Genomic DNA, 19,105 nt, shown 5'->3' on the forward strand with positions numbered 1-19,105 from the left:
GAGCCGGTCAGTCGGTCCGGTCTGCGCCGCGTTCGCGGCGCGCGGCGTCCCGCTCGTCACGGGCCGTGTCGGCGTCGGCGCGCGCGTCGGCCAGGTCGTCCTGCAGCCCCAGGATCACCTGGGCCGAGGTGAGCTGGTGGCCGTCGTCCAGGAGCCCGCGGACCCGGGCGGCCACCTCGAGCTGGTTGCGGGAGTAGCGGCGGTGGCCACCGGAGGACCGTCCCGGGTGCAGCACGCCGGCGGAGTCCAGGCTGCGCAGGAAGGCCGCCTGGACGCCGAGCAGTTCGGCGGCCTGGCTCATGGTGAGCACGGGGTGGTCGGGGTCGTCGAGTGCGCCGAGGGGGTCGGTGGTCATCGCTTCCTCCGGAGTCGGGCGCTGGGACGACGGAGGGGCGGGGCCGTCCGGCCCCGCCCCTCCCGAGTCGGCGTCGGTCAGCTCTCGACCGACCGCTGGGCGGACTCGCCCTCGATGGTGTGCGCCTCCACCGAGGCCGGGCTGTCGGCGCGTGTGACGCTGATCTTGCGGGCCTTGGCCTTCTCCTCGACGGGGATGCTGACGGTCAGCACCCCGTCGTGGTAGCTGGCCTCCAGCCGGTCGGTGTCCAGGCTGCGGCCCAGGACCAGCTGGCGGGTGTAGCTGCCGAAGGGGCGTTCGGCGACCGCCCACTCGGCGTTCTCGAGCTGTGGCACCGACCGCTCGGCGCTGATCGTCAGCGTGGTGCCCTCCACGGACAGGTCGATCGAGCCGGGGTCGACGCCGGGCAGGTCGAAGTGGGCGACGAAGTTGTCGCCGACCCGGTAGGCGTCCATCGGCATGCCGGCCAGCGAGCGGGCGGTGGTGGTGCCGCTGCGGCCGGTCAGCTGGTCCAGCGCACGCATGGCGGCGGACGTGGCGGCGAACGGGTCGTAGGCGGTCAGCATCATGGCGGGGTACCTCCTGAGCGTGCGGTGGTCGTTTCTCGGCAGCGTGGTCGCTGGTATTTCCAGTGGCAACTGCAGATTATCTCTGCAGCGCCTGCAGGTAAACATCTGTTGTCGAGGACATCCCGTTGTGTCGGCTGGCAGGCTGTAGGCGTGCCCGGACCGGCCTTCACGCCCGCTGCCGAGCTGTCGGGCCGGTTCTACGTCGCGGTCGTGCGCCCTCTTCTCGCCGGACGACCGCACGCTGCCGCGCTGCTGGGCGGGGGCTCCGACGTCCTCGGTCACGACACGCCTCGCTCGACCGACCACGGCTGGGGCCCGCGGCTGCTCGTCCTCCTCGACGACCCGCGTGAGGTCCCTGCGTGCCGGGAGCTGATCGACGCACGGCTCCCGGAGCACTTCGCCGGCTGGCCGACCCGCTTCGGCTGGGACGACGTCGCCCCCCGGCACCACGTCGAGGTCACCACCCTCGCCGACTGGCTGACCGGGTTCCTGGGTGTGGACGCGTCGGCGGGGATGTCGACCCTCGACTGGCTGCTCACGCCGCAGCAGCGGCTGCTCGGGGTGGTGGCCGGGCGCGTGCACGCCGATGACTCCGGTTCGCTGCGCGCCGTCCGGGAGTCGCTGCGCTGGTATCCCGACCAGCTGGAGCGGTGGTTTCTGGCCTGCCAGTGGCACCGGATCGCCCAAGAGGAGGCCTTCGTCGCCCGCACGGCCGAGGTCGGGGACGAGGTCGGCTCCGCGGTGGTCGCGGCCCGGCTGGTCCGGGACCTGATGCGGCTGGCGTTGCTGCTGGACCGGCAGTACGCGCCCTACAGCAAGTGGCTGGGCACCGCGTTCGCCGCGATGACGCACCCGGACGACCTGCCCGGGCACCTGACCGATGCGGTGCACGCGCCGGACGACGCCGGGCGCGAATCCGCGCTGGCCGACGCCTACCGGGCGCTGGCCCACCGGCAGAACGCCCGCGGGCTCGTGGCACCGCTCCACCCGGCCATCACCGCCTATCACCGTCGGCCGGCCCAGGTGCTGATGGCGGACCGGTTCGCCGAGGCGATCCGGGCGAGCATCGCCGATCCGGGACTGCGCTCGCTGCCGCTGCTCGGCTCGGTCGACCAGGCGGTCGACAGCGCCGACATCCTGTCCGACCCGGTGCGCTACCGGCGGCTGGCCGCGCTGTACGGCGACCTCCGCACCTGAGGCCGATCAGTGCCGCCAGCGCACCGCCGCCGCGACGCCCGCGGGGGAGACCCCGTCGAACAGCGCGATCTCGCCGCGCCGGACCTCGGCGATGCTCACTGACAGCTCCTCGCCGAACGCCTCGGTCAGCACGGCGTCGGACTCGAAGGCGCGCACGGCCTCCTCCAGGGACGTCGGCAGCCCGCGGATCCCGGCGTCCCGCCGTCCCTCGTCGGTGAGCGTGCCCGGGTCGATGCCCACTGGCTCGGGCAGCGTCGACCCGGCGCGCAGCCCGGCCCGGCCGGCGGCCAGCAGACCGGCCATCAGCAGGTACGGGTTCGCCGCGGCGTCGACACTCTTGACCTCCACGTTGGCCGCCGACTGCCGCTCGCCGTCCGCGCCGGTGACGAACCGCAGCGCCGTCTCCCGGTTCTCCAGCCCCCAGGCCGCGTAGGCGCCGGCCCAGTGCGACGGCACCAGCCGGAGGTAGGAGGCGACGCTGGGTGCGCCGAGCGCCAACAGCCCCGGCAGGTGGTCCAGCACCCCGGCCATGAAGGCCTCGCCGTCCGCGGTCAGCCCGAAGGTTCCCGGGCCGCCGTTCATCAGGTTCTGGTCCTCACGCCACACCGACAGGTGCACGTGCCCGCCGTTGCCGACGCCCTCCGCGGTCACCTTGGGGGAGAAGGACACCCGCAGCCCGTGCTGGGCGCTGATCGCCCTGATCGTGGCGCGGACCAGCACGCTGGTGTCCGCGGCGCCGATCGGGTCCTCCGCGGCGACCGACACCTCGAGCTGGCCGGCGGCGTACTCGGGGTGGAACTGGTCGACGACGACGTTCTGCGCGTCGAGGGCCTCCAGCAGGTCCCGGCCGTAGTCGGAGACCTCGATCAGCCGGGTCAGCCCGTAGGCGGGGCCGGTGAGTGCGGGAACGAAGGCGTCCGGGTCGTCGGGCAGGCCAGCGGCCTGCGACGCCACCCATTCGATCTCGAACGCGGCCTTCACGGTGAACCCCTCGCCGGCCAGCTCCCCGGTCAGCCGGCGCAGCAGCGAGCGGGAGTCCTGGACGTGCGGCTGGCCGTCCTGGCGATAGCGGTCGACGGGCGCCCAGGCCCAGCCGGGTTGGCCGGCCAGCAGGGTCAGCCGGGACAGGTCGGGGTGCAGCCGCAGGTCGCCGAGGGCGCTGCCGGCGTACCGGCCGGCGACGATCGAGTCGTCGAGCAGGAAGCCGTCGAAGACCGGGCTCATGCCCACACCCCAGGCGGCGGCGCTGGGCAGCTTGCCCAGCGGCACGCTCTTCGTCCGGGTGATGCCGCTGGTGTCCACCCACGGCAGGACGACGCCCACCACGCCGATCTCGGACAGTTCCTCGACGGCGGCCTCGGCCACTGCCCGTCGCTCGTCCCGTTCCTGCAGGTCCATCGGTCGTCCTCCGGGTGCTCGTCGACTGCGCGCCGTCCGCGCATGCTGCCCCGTCGCTGTAAATGTTGAGTCAGAGGGGTCCCGGCGGCCGCCTGATCGGGGCACACTTCCTGCGCGCTGTGGCCGTTGAGCGCAGCAACGACGTCAAGGAGGTCCCATGGCCATCACCACCCCACGTCCGGACGACGCCGGGCCGGGAACCGCCGAGGCCGGTGGACTGCCGGGGCCCGGCGGGCTGCGCCGCACCCTGTCGGTGTGGCAGGCGGTGGGCCTGTCGGTGGCGCTGATGGCGCCCAGCATGGCGGCCAACATCAATCCGCAGGGGACCGCCGGGACGGTCGGCCGCGCCGTGCCACTGGCGTTCCTGCTGGCCGCGATCGGCGTCCTGCTGGTGGCCTACGGCTTCGTCCGGCTCTGCCAGTACTTCCAGCACGCCGGCTCGGTGTACGCCTTCGTGGGCGCGACCCTGGGCCCTCGGACCGGACTGGCGTCGGGCTTCGGGCTGCTCGGCACCTACGTCTTCTACGGCGTGGTGACCTCCAGCGCGACCGGCATCTTCGGCACCGCGTTCCTGCAGGCCGTCGGTATCTGGCCCAATCCGCCGTCGTGGGCGCCGTTCCTGCTGGCCGGGGTCGCGCTGCTCGGTGCGCTGGCGCTCACCATCGCGCCGGCGAAGCGCGGGACGACGGTGCTGCTCACCGTCGAGGGCCTCACCGTGCTGCTGATCCTGGTCGTCAGCGCGATCGTGCTGGTGCGCCTGGTCTCGGGCAGCGTGCCGGCCGGTGCGCCGTCCCCGGACGCCGGGTTGGACCTGTCGGTGTTCACCGTGCCGCCGGGCACCGAGACCTCCGCGGTATTCCTGGGCGTGGTGTTCGGGTTCCTGTCCTTCGCCGGCTTCGAGGCCGCGGCGACGCTGGGGGAGGAGGCACGCAACCCGCGCCGGGACATCCCGCGGGCGATCCTCGGGACGGCGGTCTTCGGCGGCGTCTACTTCGTGGTCGTCACGGCCATCGAGATGATGGCCTTCGGCACCGACGAGGCCGGCGTTCAGTCGTTCATCGCCTCGCCGTCGCTGCTCGGTGACCTGGGCAGCAGCTACATCGCCGGCTGGGTCGGCGACGTCATCACGCTGGGCGCGGCGATCAGCGCGTTCGGCAGCTGCCTGGCCTGCGTCGTCGGCGCCGCCCGGCTGACCTTCGCCTTCGCCCGGGACACCGCACGGAACCCGGGCCGGGCGAGCGGGCTGGCCGCCACCACCGCGGCGGGCACGCCGGCGCTCGCCGCCATCGTCGTCACCGCCGCGATGGCGCTGGTCCAGCTGGTCTGCGCGGTATTCTTCGACGCCGAGGCCTTCGACACCTTTCTGTGGTCGGGCACCATCGGCACGCTGATCCTGCTGGTGGCCTACCTGCTCACCACGGTCGGGGCGATCCGGCTGGTGTTCGTGCAGCGGAAGCTGGCGGTGCCGAGGTGGCAGGTCGTCATCCCGGTGCTGGCCCTCGTCGTCCTGGGCTACACGATCGGGCGCAACGTCGCCCCCTACCCGGCGTACGCCGACGGCCCGGCGTTCTGGTTCCCGATCGTGGCGGGGCTGTGGCTGCTGGTCGGCGTGGTCGCCGTGCTGGCCGCCCCGGCGCTGGCGCAGCGGGCCGGTGCGGCGCTGACCGCGGCGGAGCTGGGCGGCCTGGAGGCGGTCGACAGCCGCTGAGCCGGCGGGCCAGGGCGGTGGCGGGTCAGGGCGCTTCGCGGTCGGTCGGCTCGAAGGTGACGTGCACCTGCTCGAACCCCTTGCTGCGCTGCGCCTTGGCCTGGTCGGTGTAGCTCCGCCGGTCGCCGGGGGTGAGATGGACGTCGTCGGTGAACGGGGTCAGCAGGGCCCGCGGATAGAGCTGGTCCACGCGCACCACGTTGATCTCCACGCAGAGGACCCCGGCCACCGCGGCGAGGTAGAGGAATGCCAGCAACCCGAGCACCAGGGCGAACACCCCGTTGCTGGCGCTGGCGTTGCCGACCACGTAGCTGACGTAGCCCACCCCGAAGGTCTGCAGCAGCTGCCACAGGACGGCGGCGATCAGCGCCCCGGGGGCGACCTGGCGCAGGGTGAGATGCCGGGCGGTGGCGAGCCGGAACGCGAAGACGAACACGATCGCGTTGACCGCGATCGAGAGCACGAGGACGAGTACCCGCAGCGCCATGCCGAGGGACCCGGCGTTGCCCGAGCCGAGGGTGGACAGGGCGGTGGTGCCGATGACCGCCAGCCCGGCCGTGCCGAGGAGCAACAGGCTCCGGCCCCGGGCCAGGAACGGGTTGGGCCGGCTGTTGCGCGGCACCGACCAGGCGGTGTTCATCGCGTACTGGACGGCCTGGGCGACGCCGAGTCCGCCGTAGAGGGAACCGAGGACGCCGATTACGACGCCGGCGACGCCCCCGTTGAGCTGCTCGGGTGTGCCCAGCTGTTCTCCCACCACCGGGAACTGGCTGAGCGCGGAGTCGATCAGGCGCGCCTGCAACCCCGGGTTCCCGGCCAGGACCGTGCTGAGGATCGTCGAGGACAGCAGCAGGAGTGGGAAGAGCGATACGAACGCGTAGTAGGTGATCAGTGCGGCCAGGTACGGACCGGAGTCGTCGATGTACTTGTAGACGACCGCGATCGGAAACCCGGCGACCGGGTGTCGACGCTGGAGCCGGTCCAGCTTGTCGGCGAGGGACACGGGCGGAGTGCACCACGTTCGCGGGTTGCCCACCACGGCAGGACGTCCGGGACGGAGCGGCCGCTGCGCCCGATGGGGGACGATGGGCTCATGCGTCTCCTCTTTCGGCTGCTCCTCGCGCTGGCCGCCGGCCTGCTCGCCGTCCTCGTGGGCGCCGGCCCGGCACTCGCCGTCGCCCCGTTCGCGCCGACCGACCAGATCACCGACCAGGTCGGAGTTCTTGACGGCGGTGAGCAGGACACGGTGCAGGCCGCCCTCGATGCGCTCCGCGACGACGACGGCACCCAGCTGTACGTCGTCTACGTCGACTCCTTCGACGGGCTGTCCCCCGCCGACTGGGCCAAGCAGTCGTTCCAGCTGCGCGGGATGGGCGCCGGCGACGTGCTGTTCGCGGTGGCGACCGGCACCCGGAACTACGGCCACTGGGAGCAGGACTTCCGGCTCACCGGGGACCAGGTCGACGAGCTCATCGTGTCCGACGTGGAGCCTCGCCTGGCCGAGGACGACTGGGCCGGGGCGGCCGTGGCGCTGGCCGAGGGACTGCAGCCTGGCAGCGGCGGAGCCGGCGCCCTTGCGGTCATCGCCGGGGTCGCGGTCGTCGGTGGCGGTGGGTACGTGCTGGTCCGCAACCGGAACCGCAAGAAGGCGACCGCCGCCTCGGCCCGCGCCGCCGACGAGCAGGCCGCCGCCGAGGCTGCCGCCCGCGACCCGCACAACGGGACGTCGACCGAGCAGCTGACCTTCCGGGCGAGCGAGGAACTGCTGGCCCTCGACGAGGCGGTGAAGACATCCGAGCTGGACCTGACCTACGCCCGCACGCAGTACGGCGACGAGCCGGTCGCCGGGTTCGGAGAGGCGCTGGACCAGTCGAAGACCGAGCTGTCCCGGGCTTTCGCCATCCGGCAGGAGCTGGACGACGACATCCCCGAAGACGAGCCGACCCAGCGCCGGATGCTCACCGAACTCCTCCAGCTGACCGCCGCCGCCGACGCGCGGCTGCGCAGCCAGGCCGAGGCCTACGCGCGGTTGCGGGGGCTGGAGCAGAACGCCCCCCAGGCACTGGCTGAGCTCGGCCCGGCAGCCGAGGCGCTCCGGGCCCGGGTCCCGGCGGTGGAGCGGACCCTGGCCGACCTCCAGCAGCGCTACGCCCGGACGGCGTGGTCGGCGGTCGCCGACAACGTGACCGAGGCCCGGTCCCGACTGGACCTGGCCGAGCAGTTCGTCAGCCACGGACAGGCCGAGCTCGACGCCGGCCGGTCGGCCGGTGCCGTTCCGGCGATCCGCGCCGCCGAGGACGCGCTGGCGCAGAGCCGGACGCTGCTCGACGCGGTCGGCCGGCTCGCCGGCGACCTCCAGGACGTCGGGCCACGGTTCGAAGCGGTCCGCGCCGAGACCGAGAAGGACATCGCCGAGGCGCGCACGCTGCTGCACCGCGGCGTCGACACCCCCGGGCTGCAGGAGCAGTTGGCCCGCGCCGAGAGCGCTCTCGCCAGCTGCACAGCCGCGCTGCGCGCGGGCTCGGGGACGCCTGCGGACCCGCTGGCCGTCGTCCGTCAGCTCGACGAGGCCGACCTGGCGCTGGAGGCGGCGCTCGAGCCGGCCCGGGACGACCGGCAGCAGCAGGCGCGGGCCGGCGCCCACTTCCAGCAGGCCGTGCAGGCTGCGGTCGGCTCGGTGACGGCGGCTGGGGACTTCATCGCCACCCGTCGCGGCGCGGTGGGCAGTGCCGCACGCACCCGGCTGGCCGAGGCCGAGCGGCACCTGGACAGCGCGCTGCGGACGGGCAAGGCCGACCCGCTTGCGGCTCTGCGCAGCGCCCAGCGCGCCGACACGCTCGCCCAGCAGGCCCTCCAGACCGCCGAGCAGGACGTGTTCGACTACCAGAACGGCGGCGGCTACGGCGGCGGCTACGGGGGTGGCTACGGCGGCGGGTACCGGCGCGGCTACGGCGGCGGTGGCTTCGGCGGCGGTCTGGCCGGTGGGCTGCTCGGCGGCATGATCCTGGGCGGGCTGGGCGGTGGCTTCGGCGGCGGTTTCGGCGGCGGCGGCGGCGGCGACTTCGGCGGCGGCGGCGACTTCGGCGGCGGCGGTGACTTCGGCGGCGGCGGGGACGGCGGCGGCGGCAGCTTCTGACCGGGGGCGCAGGCGTCGTCCCGAACCGACAGACTGTCAGGCGTGAGTGATCTGGATCCCGATCTCGCTGCCCTGCCGCTGGTCGACCACCACTGTCACGGCCTGGTGCGCCGCGACCTCGACCGGCCCGAGTTCGAGGCGATGCTCACCGAGGCCGCCGGGCCGAGCGCGCTGGGCGGGTCGCTGTTCGACTCGCAGATCGGCTTCGCCGTCCGCCGGTGGTGCGCCCCGGTGCTCGACCTGCCGGCGCACGCCCCGGCCGATGACTACCTGGCCCGGCGGGCCGAACTCGGCGCGGACGAGGTCAACCGCCGGCTGATGGCCGCGACGGGCACGCAGACGTTCCTGCTCGACACCGGCTATCTGCCCGAGCCGATCACCACTCCGAACGAACTCGCGGCGCTGACCGGCGGTACCGCCCGGGAGATCGTCCGGCTCGAGGCCGTTGCCCAGGACGTGCTGGCCTCCTCCGGCGCGGCCGGCTTCGCCGCGCAGTTCCGCGCGCAGCTCGCCCGGCGCTGCGCCGGGGCGGCCGGGGTGAAGTCGATCGCCGCCTATCGGGTGGGGCTGGAGCTGGAGGGCACCCGCCCGACCGACGCCGAGGTGACCGCCGCCGCAGACCGGCTGCTCACCTCCGGCGGCCCGCTCCGGGTGGCCGATCCGGTGCTGCACCGCTTCCTGGTCTGGTCCGGCATCGACCTGCGGATGCCCGTGCAGTTCCACGTCGGCTACGGCGACGCCGACGTCGACCTGCACCGCTGCGACCCGCTGCTACTCACCGACCTGCTGCGGGCCACCGAGCCGGCCGGCGTCCCGATGCTGTTGCTGCACAACTACCCGTTCCACCGGCACGCCGGCTTCCTGGCCCAGGTGTTCGGGCACGTCTTCGTCGACGTCGGGCTGGCCACCCACAATCTCGGCTCCCGCGCCCCGGCGATCCTCGCCGAGCTGCTGGAACTCGCCCCGTTCGGCAAGGTGCTGTTCTCCTCCGACGCCTTCGGCCTGGCGGAGCTGTACCTGCTCGGCACGGTGCTGTTCCGCCGCGGGCTGGGCCGGTTGCTGGCCGAGGGGGTCGCCGACGACGCGTGGACGGCGGCCGACGCGGCGCGGGTGGCGGAGATGATCGGCGCGGGCAACGCCCGGCGCGCCTACCGGCTCGGCTGACCGGGTCCCCGTTCCACGCCCGGACCCGCCCCGGCGAAGATGGCCCGGTGCCCGCCGTCGAGACCCCCGCCCCCCTGCTCACGGGAGAACCCCCACCCGAGCTGCTGGCCTGGTACGAGCGGCTGTCCGCCGCGGTCCACGCGGAGCTGCCCGCGGCCGTCGAGCTGCGGCACCAGCTGCACGCCGACCCGCGGCTGTCCGGCTCCGAGGAGGACACCGCGGCGGCCGTCGTCGCGGCCCTCGGCGTGGGGAAGGGGCGCACCGTCGCCGGGACCGGCCGGCTGGTGCGGATCCGGGGCGGTGCGGGACCCAGCGTGGCCCTGCGTGCCGAGCTCGACGGGCTGGCGGTCCACGAGCAGACCGGTGTGCCGTGGGCGGCGACGAACGGCGTCATGCACGCCTGCGGACACGACGCCCACCTGGCCGGCCTGGTCGCCGTCGGCCGCGCCGTCGCCCGGGTCGGCGGGCCGGCACCGCTGCTCGCCGTCCTCCAGCCGCGCGAGGAGCAGGCCCCCTCCGGCGCCCGGGACGTCGCCGACTCCGGCGCGCTCACCGAGGAAGGCGTCGGCCCGATCATCGCCGTCCACGTCCAACCGGAGCTCCCCGCCGGCGTGGTCAACGCCACCCCCGGCCCGGTCAACGCCGCCACCGACGAGTTCACGATCACCGTTGTCGGCTCCGGCGGGCACGGCGGCTACCCGCACACCACCGTCGACCCGGTGCTCGCCCTCTGCGCCCTGGTGGTCAACCTGCAGCAGCTGGTCAGCCGGCGCATCGACCCGACCGTGGGCGCCGTCCTGGCGGTCACCCAGCTCGACGCCGGGTCAGCCTTCAACGTCGTCCCGGACACCGCCCGCGCCCGCGGCGGCCTGCGGGTGATGCGCGAGGAGGACCGGACGAGGTTGCTCCGGGCGCTCGCCGACGCAGCCGAGCACACCGCCGCCGCGTACGGCTGCACCGCCACCGTGCACACCGAGAGCAACGAGCCGGTGCTGGCCAACGACCCGGAGCTGGCACGGGCGGCGGTTACCTGGCTGGGCCGCAGCGGCGTCCCGGTGGACGACACGTTCCGATCCTTCGGCGCCGATGACTTCTCCCACTTCAGCTCCGCGCACCGGTCCCTGATGCTCTTCCTGGGCGTCGCCGGCGGTGACGAGGGCGCCGACGGGCGCCGCCCCGGTCTGCACTCGCCGCGCTTCCTGCCCGGCGACCACGTCGTCGGCCGGGTCGCCGACGCCCTGCTGGCCGGCTACCTGGCCGGCGCCGAACTGCTCGGGCCGGTGCCGTTGCCACCCGGGGAGGACGCATGACCACCCGGCCGGTCGCAGAGATCGCCGACCGCTACCGTTGGTTCGCCCAGGTCGAGGCCGCGGGCGTCTCCCCGCTGTACGAGGCCTTCGCGGCGAGCATCGCCGCGGACGCCGACGTGCTCGCCTTCCTCGCCGACCTGCCGGCCGGCAAGCAGCAGCCGAACCTGCTGCTGGCGGCGCTGCAGTACCTGCACGGGACGGCGACGAGCTACCCCGAACTGCGCAATTGGGTGCTCGAGGACGCCGACCGGGTGCGGACCACGATGCTCACCCACGCGACGCAGACCAACGAACCGGCCCGGTGCGCCGCCCTGCTGCCGCTGCTGGCCGGCTTTTCCGAGCCTCTGACGCTGATCGAGGTCGGCGCCTCGGCCGGCCTGTGCCTGTACCCCGACCGCTACGCCTACGACTACGGCGGCCACCTGGTCGGCGGGCCGAGCCCGGTCACGCTGAGCTGCGAACTCAGCGGCCCGGTGCCGGTGCCGGCGCGGGTCCCGAAGGTCGTGGCGCGCATGGGCGTCGACCTGAACCCGCTCGACCCCGCCGACCCTGACGATCGGGCCTGGCTCCACGCGCTGATCTGGCCCGGCCACCCCGAGCGGCGGTCCCGGCTGGACGCCGCCCTCGACCTCGCGGCCGCGGAACCGGCCACGATGTTCACCGGGCACCTGCTCGACCAGCTGCCTGTCGCGGTCGCTGCCGCACCGGCCGCCAGCACCACCGTGGTCTTCCACACCGCCGTGCTGGCCTACCTCAGCGATGACGACAAGGCCGCCTTCATCGCGCTGGTCGGTGGGCTGCCGGTGCGCTGGATCTCCCAGGAGGGCCTCGGCGTGCTCCCCGCCGTCCGCGACCGGCTGCCGGCCCCGGCACCGGGCGACCGTGCGCAGCTGGTCCTCGCCCTGGACGGCGAGCCGGTCGCGCGCACCGCTCCGCACGGCGGGCGGCTGGACTGGCTGGCGGCCACCTAGCCTGACCGGGTGACGGCCCACTCCCACGGATCCGACGCCGACGCCCCGCCGGACGCGGCCGCGCTGGGTCGCCGCCGGCGGGCGGTGCAGCTCATGCTCTTGGTGCTCGTCCCGATCGGCCTGGCCACCGTCGTCGGGCTGGTCGTGCTGTGGCCCAGTGGCGAGCAGAGCGCCGCCCAGCAGGCGGCCGACTCGTTCTACCCGCCCGGAACGACGTACCCGACGGCCACGGTGATGTCCCTGGAGAGCCAGCAGTGCGGCCAGGCGACGTCCGGCGGACAGGACCTCACCTGCGCGGTCGCGGTGCTCGTCGTCGGCGAGGGGGAGGGCGAGGGCGACTACGTCCAGGTCGAGCTGCCGCCCGAGGTCGTCGCGATGGACGTCGAGGTCGGCGACGAGCTGGTGCTCGACCGCGACCCGGGCGTCGACGGCGGCGGGCCGACCTACCAGTTCCAGGACTTCGCCCGCGGCACCCCGATCGTCGTGCTGGCCCTCGCGTTCGTGCTGGTCGTGGCCCTGGTCGCCCGGCTGCGCGGTGTGCTGGCGATCGTCGGGCTGGGCTTCGCCTTCCTCGTCCTGCTGACCTTCATGCTGCCCGCGCTGCTGGCCGGCGGGTCACCGATGTGGGTCACCCTGGTCGGCTCCTCGGCGATCATGTTCGTCGTCCTCTACCTGGCGCACGGCTTCTCCGCCCGGACGACGACCGCGTTGCTCGGCACCCTGGCCGGGCTGGCCCTCACCGCGGTGCTGGGCTCGGTCGCGGTGGCTGCCGCCCGGCTGACCGGCTTCGCCAGCGAGGCCACGCTGCAGCTGCAGCAGTACGACCCGACGCTGGACTTCACCGGCCTCGTACTGGCCGGCATGGCCGTGGCCGGACTCGGCGTCCTCAACGACGTCACCATCACCCAGGCCTCCGCGGTGTGGCAGCTGCACGAGGTGTCGCCGGGGATGAGCTGGCGGGAGCTGTTCGGCCGGGGCATGGCGATCGGCCGGGACCACATCGCCTCCACGATCTACACGATCGTCTTCGCCTACGCCGGGGCCGCACTGCCGCTGCTCCTGCTGTTCGAGATCTACCAGCGGCCGTTCTGGACGGTCCTCACCGGCATGCAGGTCGGTGAGGAGGTCATCCGCACCCTGGTCGGCGCCATCGCGCTCGTGCTCGCCGTCCCGTTGACCACGGTGGTGGGCGCGCTGATCGCCGCCAGGGCAGCGACCGCGCCACCGGCCGCTGGAACCCCACCGGTGCCGGCACCCGCCCGGGAACGCAGGGCTGAACCACGGGACGCGCTGCCGGATCGACCGCGCCGGGACTGACCCGGATCCGGCGGCTCAGCCGGTCCCGGCCGGCGTTCCGCACGCCGGGACGTCGGGGGCCCACCGGGCCCAGCCCGGTAGGTCGGCACGGTATGCCCCGCGGACCGACGGGCTGGAGACGGCCGTCCAGTCGATCCGACCGCCGGTCTCCGTTTCCTCCTTGTCCCACTCGAACCAGTTGATCATCGCCAGTCGGGGCAGCAGCTCGTGGAGCCGCGGATCGAAGACCTGGTGCCACCACCCGCGCTTGACCGACAGCTCGTCGGCGCCGCCCTCGCCGGGGGCGTACAGGGCAGCCGTCTCCGGGATGGCCAGCGGCTTGCCGTGCTTCTCGGCGTAGGTGCCGTAGAAGTCCGGGACGGACCGGTCGTCGCCGCCCAGGCCGAGGTACTCACCGGTCAGCTGGGCGACGAACTTGCCGGGCTCGGGCACCTCGTTCTCACCCCACGGGTAGGTGTCTCCCCAGTGGTAGAGGGACATCCCGACCCAGTCCACCGCGTCGTCGCCCGGCCAATAGGGGGCGTAGGGGTCATCCGCCCCGGTGACGACCCCGTCCCCATCGGTGTCCAGCACCGCGGCCGCCTGGCTTCGGGTCCCGGCCAAGAACTCGCCGCCGGTGAAGGGGTAGCCACCGCCGTAGTTCGGCGCCCACATCGTGGCCGAGCCCGGCGCCCCGGAGTGCAGGGCCGCTGCCACCCGCCGGAAGGCGGTGACGTAGGCGGTCGGCTGCTGTCCCCAGGCGTACCAGGAGCCGTTCATCTCGTGGGCGAAGCGCACGACCACCGGAACCCCCTGACGGTTGTAGCCGTCCAGCCGACGGGCGAGCGCGGTGGCGACGCCCTCGGTCACGGCGACCAGGCCCTGCGTCGGCTCCAGGGTGAGCAGCAGGAGGCCGCCGCCGGTGGCGACCTGCCCGACGGCTGCGTCCAGGTTCTGTCCGTCGTCCCCGGTCAGTGGGAAGCCAGTGAAGGCCACCGCCACCGCCGGCTGTTGCCCGAGCCGCTCCGCGTACTCGGCCAGCGTCTCCTGACCCCAGTCGATGTTGGCCCCGATCAACACCCCGTCGGCGGGCGCGAGGTCCGCCGACGGCACCGGGACGCAGCGCGGGGACGCCGCGGTGCCCCCGGCACCGCCGGTTGCGCAGGCGCTGAGCGACACGAGGGTTGTGGCGGCCACGGCGGCCAGCCCGGCCAGTCCTGTCCTCATGCCGGCTGCATCTCGGGGGCGGTCACGGACTGCTCGGCCCCGATCGCCTCGGCCCAGCGAAGGGCGCCCACGCCCATGGTGGTGGCCGACAGTGCGGCCAGCGCACGCCAGTCCCGTTCCAGGAACTGCACCCGGTGCCGGTCGTCCTGCTTCGACCGGACGGTGACCTGCATGATGATCGGCTCGGTGCGGTCGGGAACCCACATCGCGAGCAGGGTGTCCGAGCCGGGTGCCAACCCCTCCCCGCTGCCGGGCAGGCGCACCTGGGCGCCGCCCAGCGAGACGTCGAGGAGCTGACCTGGCAGACCGTCCAGGGTGGCGGGGAACGTGACCGGGAAGCGGTGGCCCTCCCAGCGCTCGGAGCTGAACCGGGTGCTGCGGATCCGGGCGATCGCCGTCCAGGCGAAGCCGACGGTGACCAGCAGCCACATGAGGGGGACCAGCATGGTCCCGCGCAGCTGCGCGTGGCCGGGCACCACCCCGGCCAGGGTGAGCGCCGCGTAGCCGGCCGCACCGGTGAGCACCACGGCCAGCAGCAGCAGCACCCGCGGTACCCGGGCCCGGACCCGCGCATCCCCGGTGCGCCCCTTGGCCGTGACGGCGAAGGTGCCCGTTCCGGACCGGAACAGCGTGAGTGTCGCGGCCAGGTTCGACGGCATGCGCACCATGTCGAACAGCAGGGAGAAATCCGCCCGGGCGAAGCCCCGGCCCAGCAGTGTGATGGTCATCTGCTGCAGCACGAACGCCGAGCCGGCGAAGAGCAGGAAGTCCCGGGGGGAGGAGGTGACCGGGAACAGGCCGGTGGCCAGCACCGTAACCGGAAGCAGCGCCAGCGCCAGGGTGCGCCAGGGTGCGCCAGGAGTCGAACCAGGCCGACAGCGAGTAGCCGTAGCTCAGCCGCTGCCGCCAGGTCAGACCGCGGCTGGTCAGCGGGTTGTCGGTGCGCAACACCTGCATCGCCCCGCGTCCCCAGCGCAGCCGCTGCGCATAGAACGCCGCGGGGGTTCCGGCGGCCAGCCCACTGGCCAGCACCTGGTTGTGGTAGGCGGTGCGCCAGCCGGCCCGGTGCAGCCGCATCGTGGTGTGGAAGTCCTCGGTGAGGGTCTCGGTGGCCACCCCGCCGACGTCTCGCAGTGCGCTCACCCGCAGCACGGCGTTGGTGCCGCACCAGAACGCCGCACCCCCGTTGTGCTTGCCGGCCTGGATCACCCGGTAGAACAGCGACTCCTCGTGCAGCGGTGAGCCTGGGCGCATGTGCTCGAAGGACTCGGTGTTGTAGAAGTCCTGCGGCGTCTGCACCAGCGCGACGCGGTCGTCCCGGAAGTAGGGCAGCGTGCAGGTGAGGAAGTTCGGCTCGGGGACGTGGTCGGCATCGAAGACGGCGATCAGCTCGGTCTCCACCAGGGCCAGCGCGTGGTTGAGGTTGCCGGCCTTGGCGTGGTCGTGCTCGCTGCGGGCGACGTACCGTGCGCCGAGGGCGTCGGCCATCTCGGCCACCTCCGGGCGGTCGCCGTCGTCGAGGACCCAGGTCTCGTGGTCGCCGTCCATGGCCAGGACGGCGGCCACCGTGGGCAGCAGGACCTCCAGTCGCTCGTTGTAGGTGGCGATCAACACGGTGACGCCGGGAGCGGCTCCGGGCCGCAGCGGCATCCGCACCCGGGCGCGCTCGGGGGAGACGTCCCAGGTGGTGAAGACGAACAGCACGAGCGCGACGAGACCGTGCAGCTCGAGGAGGAGGAAGGGCACGCCGATCACCAGGGCGGTGCCCGAGGGCATGGTCCACCCGATGCGCCAGACCAGGTACCCCATCGTGGTTGCGATGGCGGCGAGGGCGATGACGTGCAGGTACAGCCGGCGCAGCGGGCTCTCCGCCGGCGGCAGCTCGGCGCCGGGACGGGGCCCTCGGCGGACCGTGGCGGGCGCGGGTACGGGCGGCGGGACGACGAGCGATCCGACCGAGGGCCGCAGATGCCGGTTGTCGGCTGAGGCACCGCGCGGTGCGTGGTGCCGGCCGCCGGCCGGTCGGATGCCCATGGATCGTCGATCGGCGCCGGGAGCGGGAAACTGACCGGTCCACCGGCCGGCCTCACCCGTCCGGGTGGTGGCTGGTCCGCGGCCGGTGATGGTCCGACGCCGATACTTGACGGTGATGACCGCCGACCTGCTCGCCGCCGCCCTCGCCGCTCCCGGCTTCATGCCGCCGGAGGAGGGCCGTGCCCTCTACGAGGCGGCCCGGGCGGTGGCCGTCCCCGGCCCGCTGCTCGAGGTGGGCAGCTGGATGGGCAAGTCGGCGCTGTACCTGGCCGCGGCCGCGCGCGAGACCGGTCGGCAGGTCGTCACGGTTGACCACCACCGCGGCTCGGAGGAGCACCAGCCCGGCTGGGACTACCACGACCCGACGCTGGTCGACCCGGCCGTCGGGCTCGTCGACACGCTGCCGCACTTCCGCCGCACCATCGCCGGGGCCGGCGCCGAAGACGTCGTCGTCGCGGTGGTGGCGCGCTCGGAGGTCCTCGCGCCGCTGTGGTCGACCCCGCTGGCGCTGCTGTTCCTCGACGGCAGCCACACCGAGGTCTCCGCCCGCCGCGACCAGGACTCCTGGGTCGCCAAGCTCGCCGTCGGCAGCACGTTGGCCATCCACGACGTCTTCCCCGACCCGGCCGACGGCGGGCAGGCGCCCTTCGGCGTCTACTCCCGGGTGCTGGCTTCCGGCGAGTTCACCGAGCTGCCCGGCACCGGGTCGCTGCGGCTGCTGCGCCGCCTCCGGTAGCGGTTCAGCACACCCAGGTCGTCACCTCGTCGTCGGTCAGCCCGGCCGCGGCCAGGGCGGCCAGGACGCCCTGGTCGTGCCGGACGTAGCGGGTGACCCGCCGCTCGACGGCGTCGACCAGGAACTCCGACGCGATCCGGGCTCGTCCCTGCTCGGCGCCGGTGCGGACGTCGACCCACCGGGCGTCCTGCTCGACCACGACGCGGCCGTCCCCGCCGCAGAACCAGCGCAGCGGCCGGGAGGTGAAACCGGCGCGGGCCAGTCACTGCGTGAGCACCTGGCGGCCGGTCCGTCCAGCGCCCCGCGGCCCGACGACCTCAACCTCGGCCGTCGTCGACGCCTCGAGCCGGGCGCCGTCCCCGTCGTCCACCGCCGCGAGCCACGCCTCGACGGCGGCCAGGTCCCCTCGTGCCATGTCGGGACGGTAGGCCGGCGGGGGACGATGGGTGCGTGACCTTCGCCGCGCCCTCCGAGCTGATCCGCGTCCGGGCCGACTCGCTGGCCCAGATCGACGCACTGACCCGGGAGTTCGACGAGGTGGTGGCCGCGTCGAAGTCCTCCAATGCCGACGACGAGCACGATCCCGAGGGCGCCACCATCGCCTTCGAACGGCAGCAGGTCGCGGCGCTGCTGGACCAGGCACGGGCCAGGCTCGCCGACGTGGACGCTGCCCTGGCCCGCGCGGACGCCGGCGACTACGGCCGGTGCGCCGACTGCGGGCAGCCGATCGCGGCCGAGCGGCTGGCCGCCCGGCCGCAGGCGCCCAAGTGCATCGCCTGCGCGGCGGCACCGGCGCGGCGCCGGTGAGCCCGCGGTACCCGCCGGTCGAGCCGTACGAGGCCGGCATGCTGGCCGTCGGGGACGGCCACTCGCTGTACTGGGAGGTGTGTGGCAACCCCGACGGCAAGCCCGCGGTGGTGCTGCACGGCGGCCCCGGGTCGGGCTGCTCGCCGGGCATGCGCCAGTTCTTCGACCCCGCGCGGTACCGCATCGTGCTGTTCGACCAGCGCAACAGCGGCCGCAGTGTCCCCTTGTCGACCAGTCCCCATGTCGACTTGTCTACCAACACCACCCCGCACCTGGTCGCTGACGTCGAGCGGCTGCGAGAGCACCTGGGCGCCGACCGGTGGCTGGTGTGGGGCGGTTCATGGGGGGTGACGCTGGCGTTCGCCTACGCCCAGGCGCACCCGCACCGGGTCACCGAACTGGTCCTCGGCGCGATCACCAACGGCGCCCGGCGAGAGACCGACTGGATCACCCGGGACATGGGCCGGGTGTTCCCGCGGGAGTGGGAGCGGTTCCGGGACGGCGTGCCACCGGCCGACCGGAACGGCGACCTGTCCGCCGCCTACAGCCGGCTGCTGCACGACCCGGACCCGGCGGTGCGCGCGAAGGCCGCGCAGGACTGGTGCGACTGGGAGGACGTGCACGTCTCGCTGGCCCCGGATGCCGAGCCGTACCTGTCGGTCGCCGACCCGGGGTTCCAGCTGGGCCTCACCCGGATCGTCACCCACTACTGGGCCCACGGGTGCTTCCTGCCCGACGGCCAGCTACTGCATGAGGCCGGCCGGCTGGCCGGCATCCCCGGGGTCATGGTGCACGGCCGGTTCGACGTGAGCAGCCCGCTGGACACCGCCTGGGCGATGCACCGGGCCTGGCCGGACAGCGAGCTGGTGGTCATCGGCGCTGCCGGGCACTTCGGCGGCAGCATGGGTGAGGCGCTGGTCGCGGCCACCGACCGGTTCGCCGACTGCCGCTGAGCCCAGGTCACCGAGGCACGCTGCGATGCCGGAACCGTCGTCGTGCCCAGCGCGGTCAGTCGTCTCCCGCGGCCCCACCGGGTCGGCCAGCACCGCCGCCATCGCCGGGAACGGCGACCGGTCGGGGCGGATCCACGAGGCCGCCGCTACGACGGTGCACCCCGCTCGGGGAGTCAGGTCGCCTGGGTCTCGGCCCCGAGCAGCCCTGCCTCCGGTCGGTACAGGCGGGTCAGCCGTTCCCGCC

18 protein-coding genes and 1 pseudogene are annotated in these 19,105 nt (G+C 73.9%); 10 read left to right on the forward strand and 9 right to left on the reverse strand.

Annotated elements, in window-relative coordinates; genetic code table 11:
• Positions 1 to 7: 7 nt before the first annotated feature.
• Positions 8 to 355 carry a helix-turn-helix domain-containing protein gene (locus BLW04_RS12015; protein ID WP_091540890.1) on the reverse strand — a complete coding sequence of 116 codons (348 nt, stop codon included), beginning with the start codon at positions 353 to 355 and terminating at the stop codon, positions 8 to 10.
• Between the two features lie 77 nt (positions 356 to 432).
• Complete coding sequence (locus BLW04_RS12020; protein WP_091540892.1) at positions 433 to 924, reverse strand: Hsp20/alpha crystallin family protein; 492 nt, start codon at positions 922 to 924, stop codon at positions 433 to 435.
• 150 nt (positions 925 to 1,074) lie between these two features.
• On the opposite strand from BLW04_RS12020, the gene BLW04_RS12025 reads away from it, so the two are divergent.
• Entirely contained in the window at positions 1,075 to 2,121 is a 1,047-nt protein-coding gene (locus tag BLW04_RS12025) for a DUF4037 domain-containing protein (RefSeq protein WP_139306824.1), read from the forward strand.
• A gap of 6 nt (positions 2,122 to 2,127) precedes the next feature.
• On the opposite strand, the gene BLW04_RS12030 is transcribed toward BLW04_RS12025, so the two are convergent.
• Positions 2,128 to 3,519, reverse strand: coding sequence for a glutamine synthetase family protein (locus BLW04_RS12030; RefSeq protein ID WP_091540896.1), 1,392 nt, complete (start codon positions 3,517 to 3,519; stop codon positions 2,128 to 2,130).
• 157 nt (positions 3,520 to 3,676) lie between these two features.
• On the opposite strand from BLW04_RS12030, the gene BLW04_RS12035 reads away from it, so the two are divergent.
• On the forward strand, positions 3,677 to 5,227 hold the full coding sequence (locus BLW04_RS12035) for an APC family permease (protein ID WP_091540900.1): 1,551 nt from the start codon (positions 3,677 to 3,679) through the stop codon (positions 5,225 to 5,227).
• A 25-nt stretch (positions 5,228 to 5,252) separates the two neighbouring features.
• Here the strand turns inward: BLW04_RS12035 and BLW04_RS12040 are convergent, their stop codons facing one another.
• Positions 5,253 to 6,230, reverse strand: coding sequence for a YihY/virulence factor BrkB family protein (locus BLW04_RS12040; protein WP_091540903.1), 978 nt, complete (start codon positions 6,228 to 6,230; stop codon positions 5,253 to 5,255).
• A 90-nt stretch (positions 6,231 to 6,320) separates the two neighbouring features.
• On the opposite strand from BLW04_RS12040, the gene BLW04_RS12045 reads away from it, so the two are divergent.
• From BLW04_RS12045 to BLW04_RS12065, 5 genes are read left to right on the forward strand one after another with little or no spacing between them, the layout of a single operon-like run.
• Positions 6,321 to 8,363 carry a TPM domain-containing protein gene (locus BLW04_RS12045; RefSeq protein WP_091540907.1) on the forward strand — a complete coding sequence of 681 codons (2,043 nt, stop codon included), beginning with the start codon at positions 6,321 to 6,323 and terminating at the stop codon, positions 8,361 to 8,363.
• A 42-nt stretch (positions 8,364 to 8,405) separates the two neighbouring features.
• Positions 8,406 to 9,527, forward strand: coding sequence for an amidohydrolase family protein (locus BLW04_RS12050; RefSeq protein WP_091540910.1), 1,122 nt, complete (start codon positions 8,406 to 8,408; stop codon positions 9,525 to 9,527).
• A gap of 47 nt (positions 9,528 to 9,574) precedes the next feature.
• Positions 9,575 to 10,837, forward strand: a complete 1,263-nt coding sequence (locus BLW04_RS12055; protein WP_217631009.1) for a M20 metallopeptidase family protein — start codon at positions 9,575 to 9,577, stop codon at positions 10,835 to 10,837.
• The gene (locus BLW04_RS12060; RefSeq protein ID WP_091540913.1) at positions 10,834 to 11,808 is read left to right on the forward strand and encodes a DUF2332 domain-containing protein; all 975 of its coding nucleotides are present in this window, start codon (positions 10,834 to 10,836) and stop codon (positions 11,806 to 11,808) included. Before BLW04_RS12055 ends, BLW04_RS12060 begins: the two co-directional genes overlap by 4 nt.
• A gap of 9 nt (positions 11,809 to 11,817) precedes the next feature.
• Entirely contained in the window at positions 11,818 to 13,125 is a 1,308-nt protein-coding gene (locus BLW04_RS12065; protein ID WP_254781415.1) for a YibE/F family protein, read from the forward strand.
• Positions 13,126 to 13,140: 15 nt separating this feature from the next.
• On the opposite strand, the gene BLW04_RS28380 is transcribed toward BLW04_RS12065, so the two are convergent.
• The 3 genes and pseudogenes from BLW04_RS28380 to BLW04_RS29635 form a co-directional block, all read right to left on the reverse strand.
• Positions 13,141 to 14,331, reverse strand: a complete 1,191-nt coding sequence (locus BLW04_RS28380) for a glycoside hydrolase family 26 protein (RefSeq protein ID WP_091541015.1) — start codon at positions 14,329 to 14,331, stop codon at positions 13,141 to 13,143.
• Complete coding sequence (locus BLW04_RS28385) at positions 14,328 to 15,143, reverse strand: PilZ domain-containing protein (protein ID WP_091540916.1); 816 nt, start codon at positions 15,141 to 15,143, stop codon at positions 14,328 to 14,330. The genes BLW04_RS28380 and BLW04_RS28385 overlap by 4 nt, the downstream gene beginning before the upstream one ends.
• Positions 15,144 to 15,309: 166 nt before the next feature.
• Positions 15,310 to 16,527, reverse strand: a pseudogene (locus BLW04_RS29635) (glycosyltransferase); the annotation flags it as partial.
• On the opposite strand from BLW04_RS29635, the gene BLW04_RS12085 reads away from it, so the two are divergent.
• Positions 16,481 to 17,101 carry a class I SAM-dependent methyltransferase gene (locus BLW04_RS12085; RefSeq protein ID WP_091540919.1) on the forward strand — a complete coding sequence of 207 codons (621 nt, stop codon included), beginning with the start codon at positions 16,481 to 16,483 and terminating at the stop codon, positions 17,099 to 17,101. The pseudogene BLW04_RS29635 and the gene BLW04_RS12085 sit on opposite strands and share 47 nt — an antisense overlap.
• 4 nt (positions 17,102 to 17,105) lie before the next feature.
• Here BLW04_RS12085 and BLW04_RS12090 read toward each other — a convergent pair whose 3' ends face one another.
• Positions 17,106 to 17,300, reverse strand: coding sequence for a hypothetical protein (locus BLW04_RS12090; RefSeq protein ID WP_091540924.1), 195 nt, complete (start codon positions 17,298 to 17,300; stop codon positions 17,106 to 17,108).
• Positions 17,301 to 17,363: 63 nt separating this feature from the next.
• On the reverse strand, positions 17,364 to 17,516 hold the full coding sequence (locus BLW04_RS26690) for a hypothetical protein (protein WP_175484025.1): 153 nt from the start codon (positions 17,514 to 17,516) through the stop codon (positions 17,364 to 17,366).
• 35 nt (positions 17,517 to 17,551) lie between these two features.
• On the opposite strand from BLW04_RS26690, the gene BLW04_RS12095 reads away from it, so the two are divergent.
• A complete protein-coding gene (locus BLW04_RS12095; protein ID WP_091540928.1) occupies positions 17,552 to 17,908 on the forward strand; it encodes a TraR/DksA family transcriptional regulator in 357 nt (118 codons plus the stop codon).
• Entirely contained in the window at positions 17,869 to 18,861 is a 993-nt protein-coding gene (gene pip / locus BLW04_RS12100; RefSeq protein ID WP_254781420.1) for a prolyl aminopeptidase, read from the forward strand. The genes BLW04_RS12095 and pip overlap by 40 nt, the downstream gene beginning before the upstream one ends.
• Positions 18,862 to 19,105 lie beyond the last annotated feature (244 nt).

The organism is Modestobacter sp. DSM 44400 (assembly GCF_900107175.1).
Classification (GTDB): Bacteria; Actinomycetota; Actinomycetes; order Mycobacteriales; family Geodermatophilaceae; genus Modestobacter.

Excerpts from the sequence above, each read along its gene's own strand:
- BLW04_RS12015 (WP_091540890.1), bottom strand. The coding sequence starts at position 355 with ATGACCACCGACCCCCTCGGCGCACTCGACGACCCCGACCACCCCGTG.
- BLW04_RS12020 (WP_091540892.1), bottom strand. The coding sequence starts at position 924 with ATGATGCTGACCGCCTACGACCCGTTCGCCGCCACGTCCGCCGCCATG.
- BLW04_RS12030 (WP_091540896.1), bottom strand. The coding sequence starts at position 3,519 with ATGGACCTGCAGGAACGGGACGAGCGACGGGCAGTGGCCGAGGCCGCC.
- BLW04_RS12035 (WP_091540900.1), top strand. The coding sequence starts at position 3,677 with ATGGCCATCACCACCCCACGTCCGGACGACGCCGGGCCGGGAACCGCC.
- BLW04_RS12045 (WP_091540907.1), top strand. The coding sequence starts at position 6,321 with ATGCGTCTCCTCTTTCGGCTGCTCCTCGCGCTGGCCGCCGGCCTGCTC.
- BLW04_RS12060 (WP_091540913.1), top strand. The coding sequence starts at position 10,834 with ATGACCACCCGGCCGGTCGCAGAGATCGCCGACCGCTACCGTTGGTTC.
- BLW04_RS28380 (WP_091541015.1), bottom strand. The coding sequence starts at position 14,331 with ATGAGGACAGGACTGGCCGGGCTGGCCGCCGTGGCCGCCACAACCCTC.
- BLW04_RS12085 (WP_091540919.1), top strand. The coding sequence starts at position 16,481 with ATGACCGCCGACCTGCTCGCCGCCGCCCTCGCCGCTCCCGGCTTCATG.
- BLW04_RS26690 (WP_175484025.1), bottom strand. The coding sequence starts at position 17,516 with ATGGCACGAGGGGACCTGGCCGCCGTCGAGGCGTGGCTCGCGGCGGTG.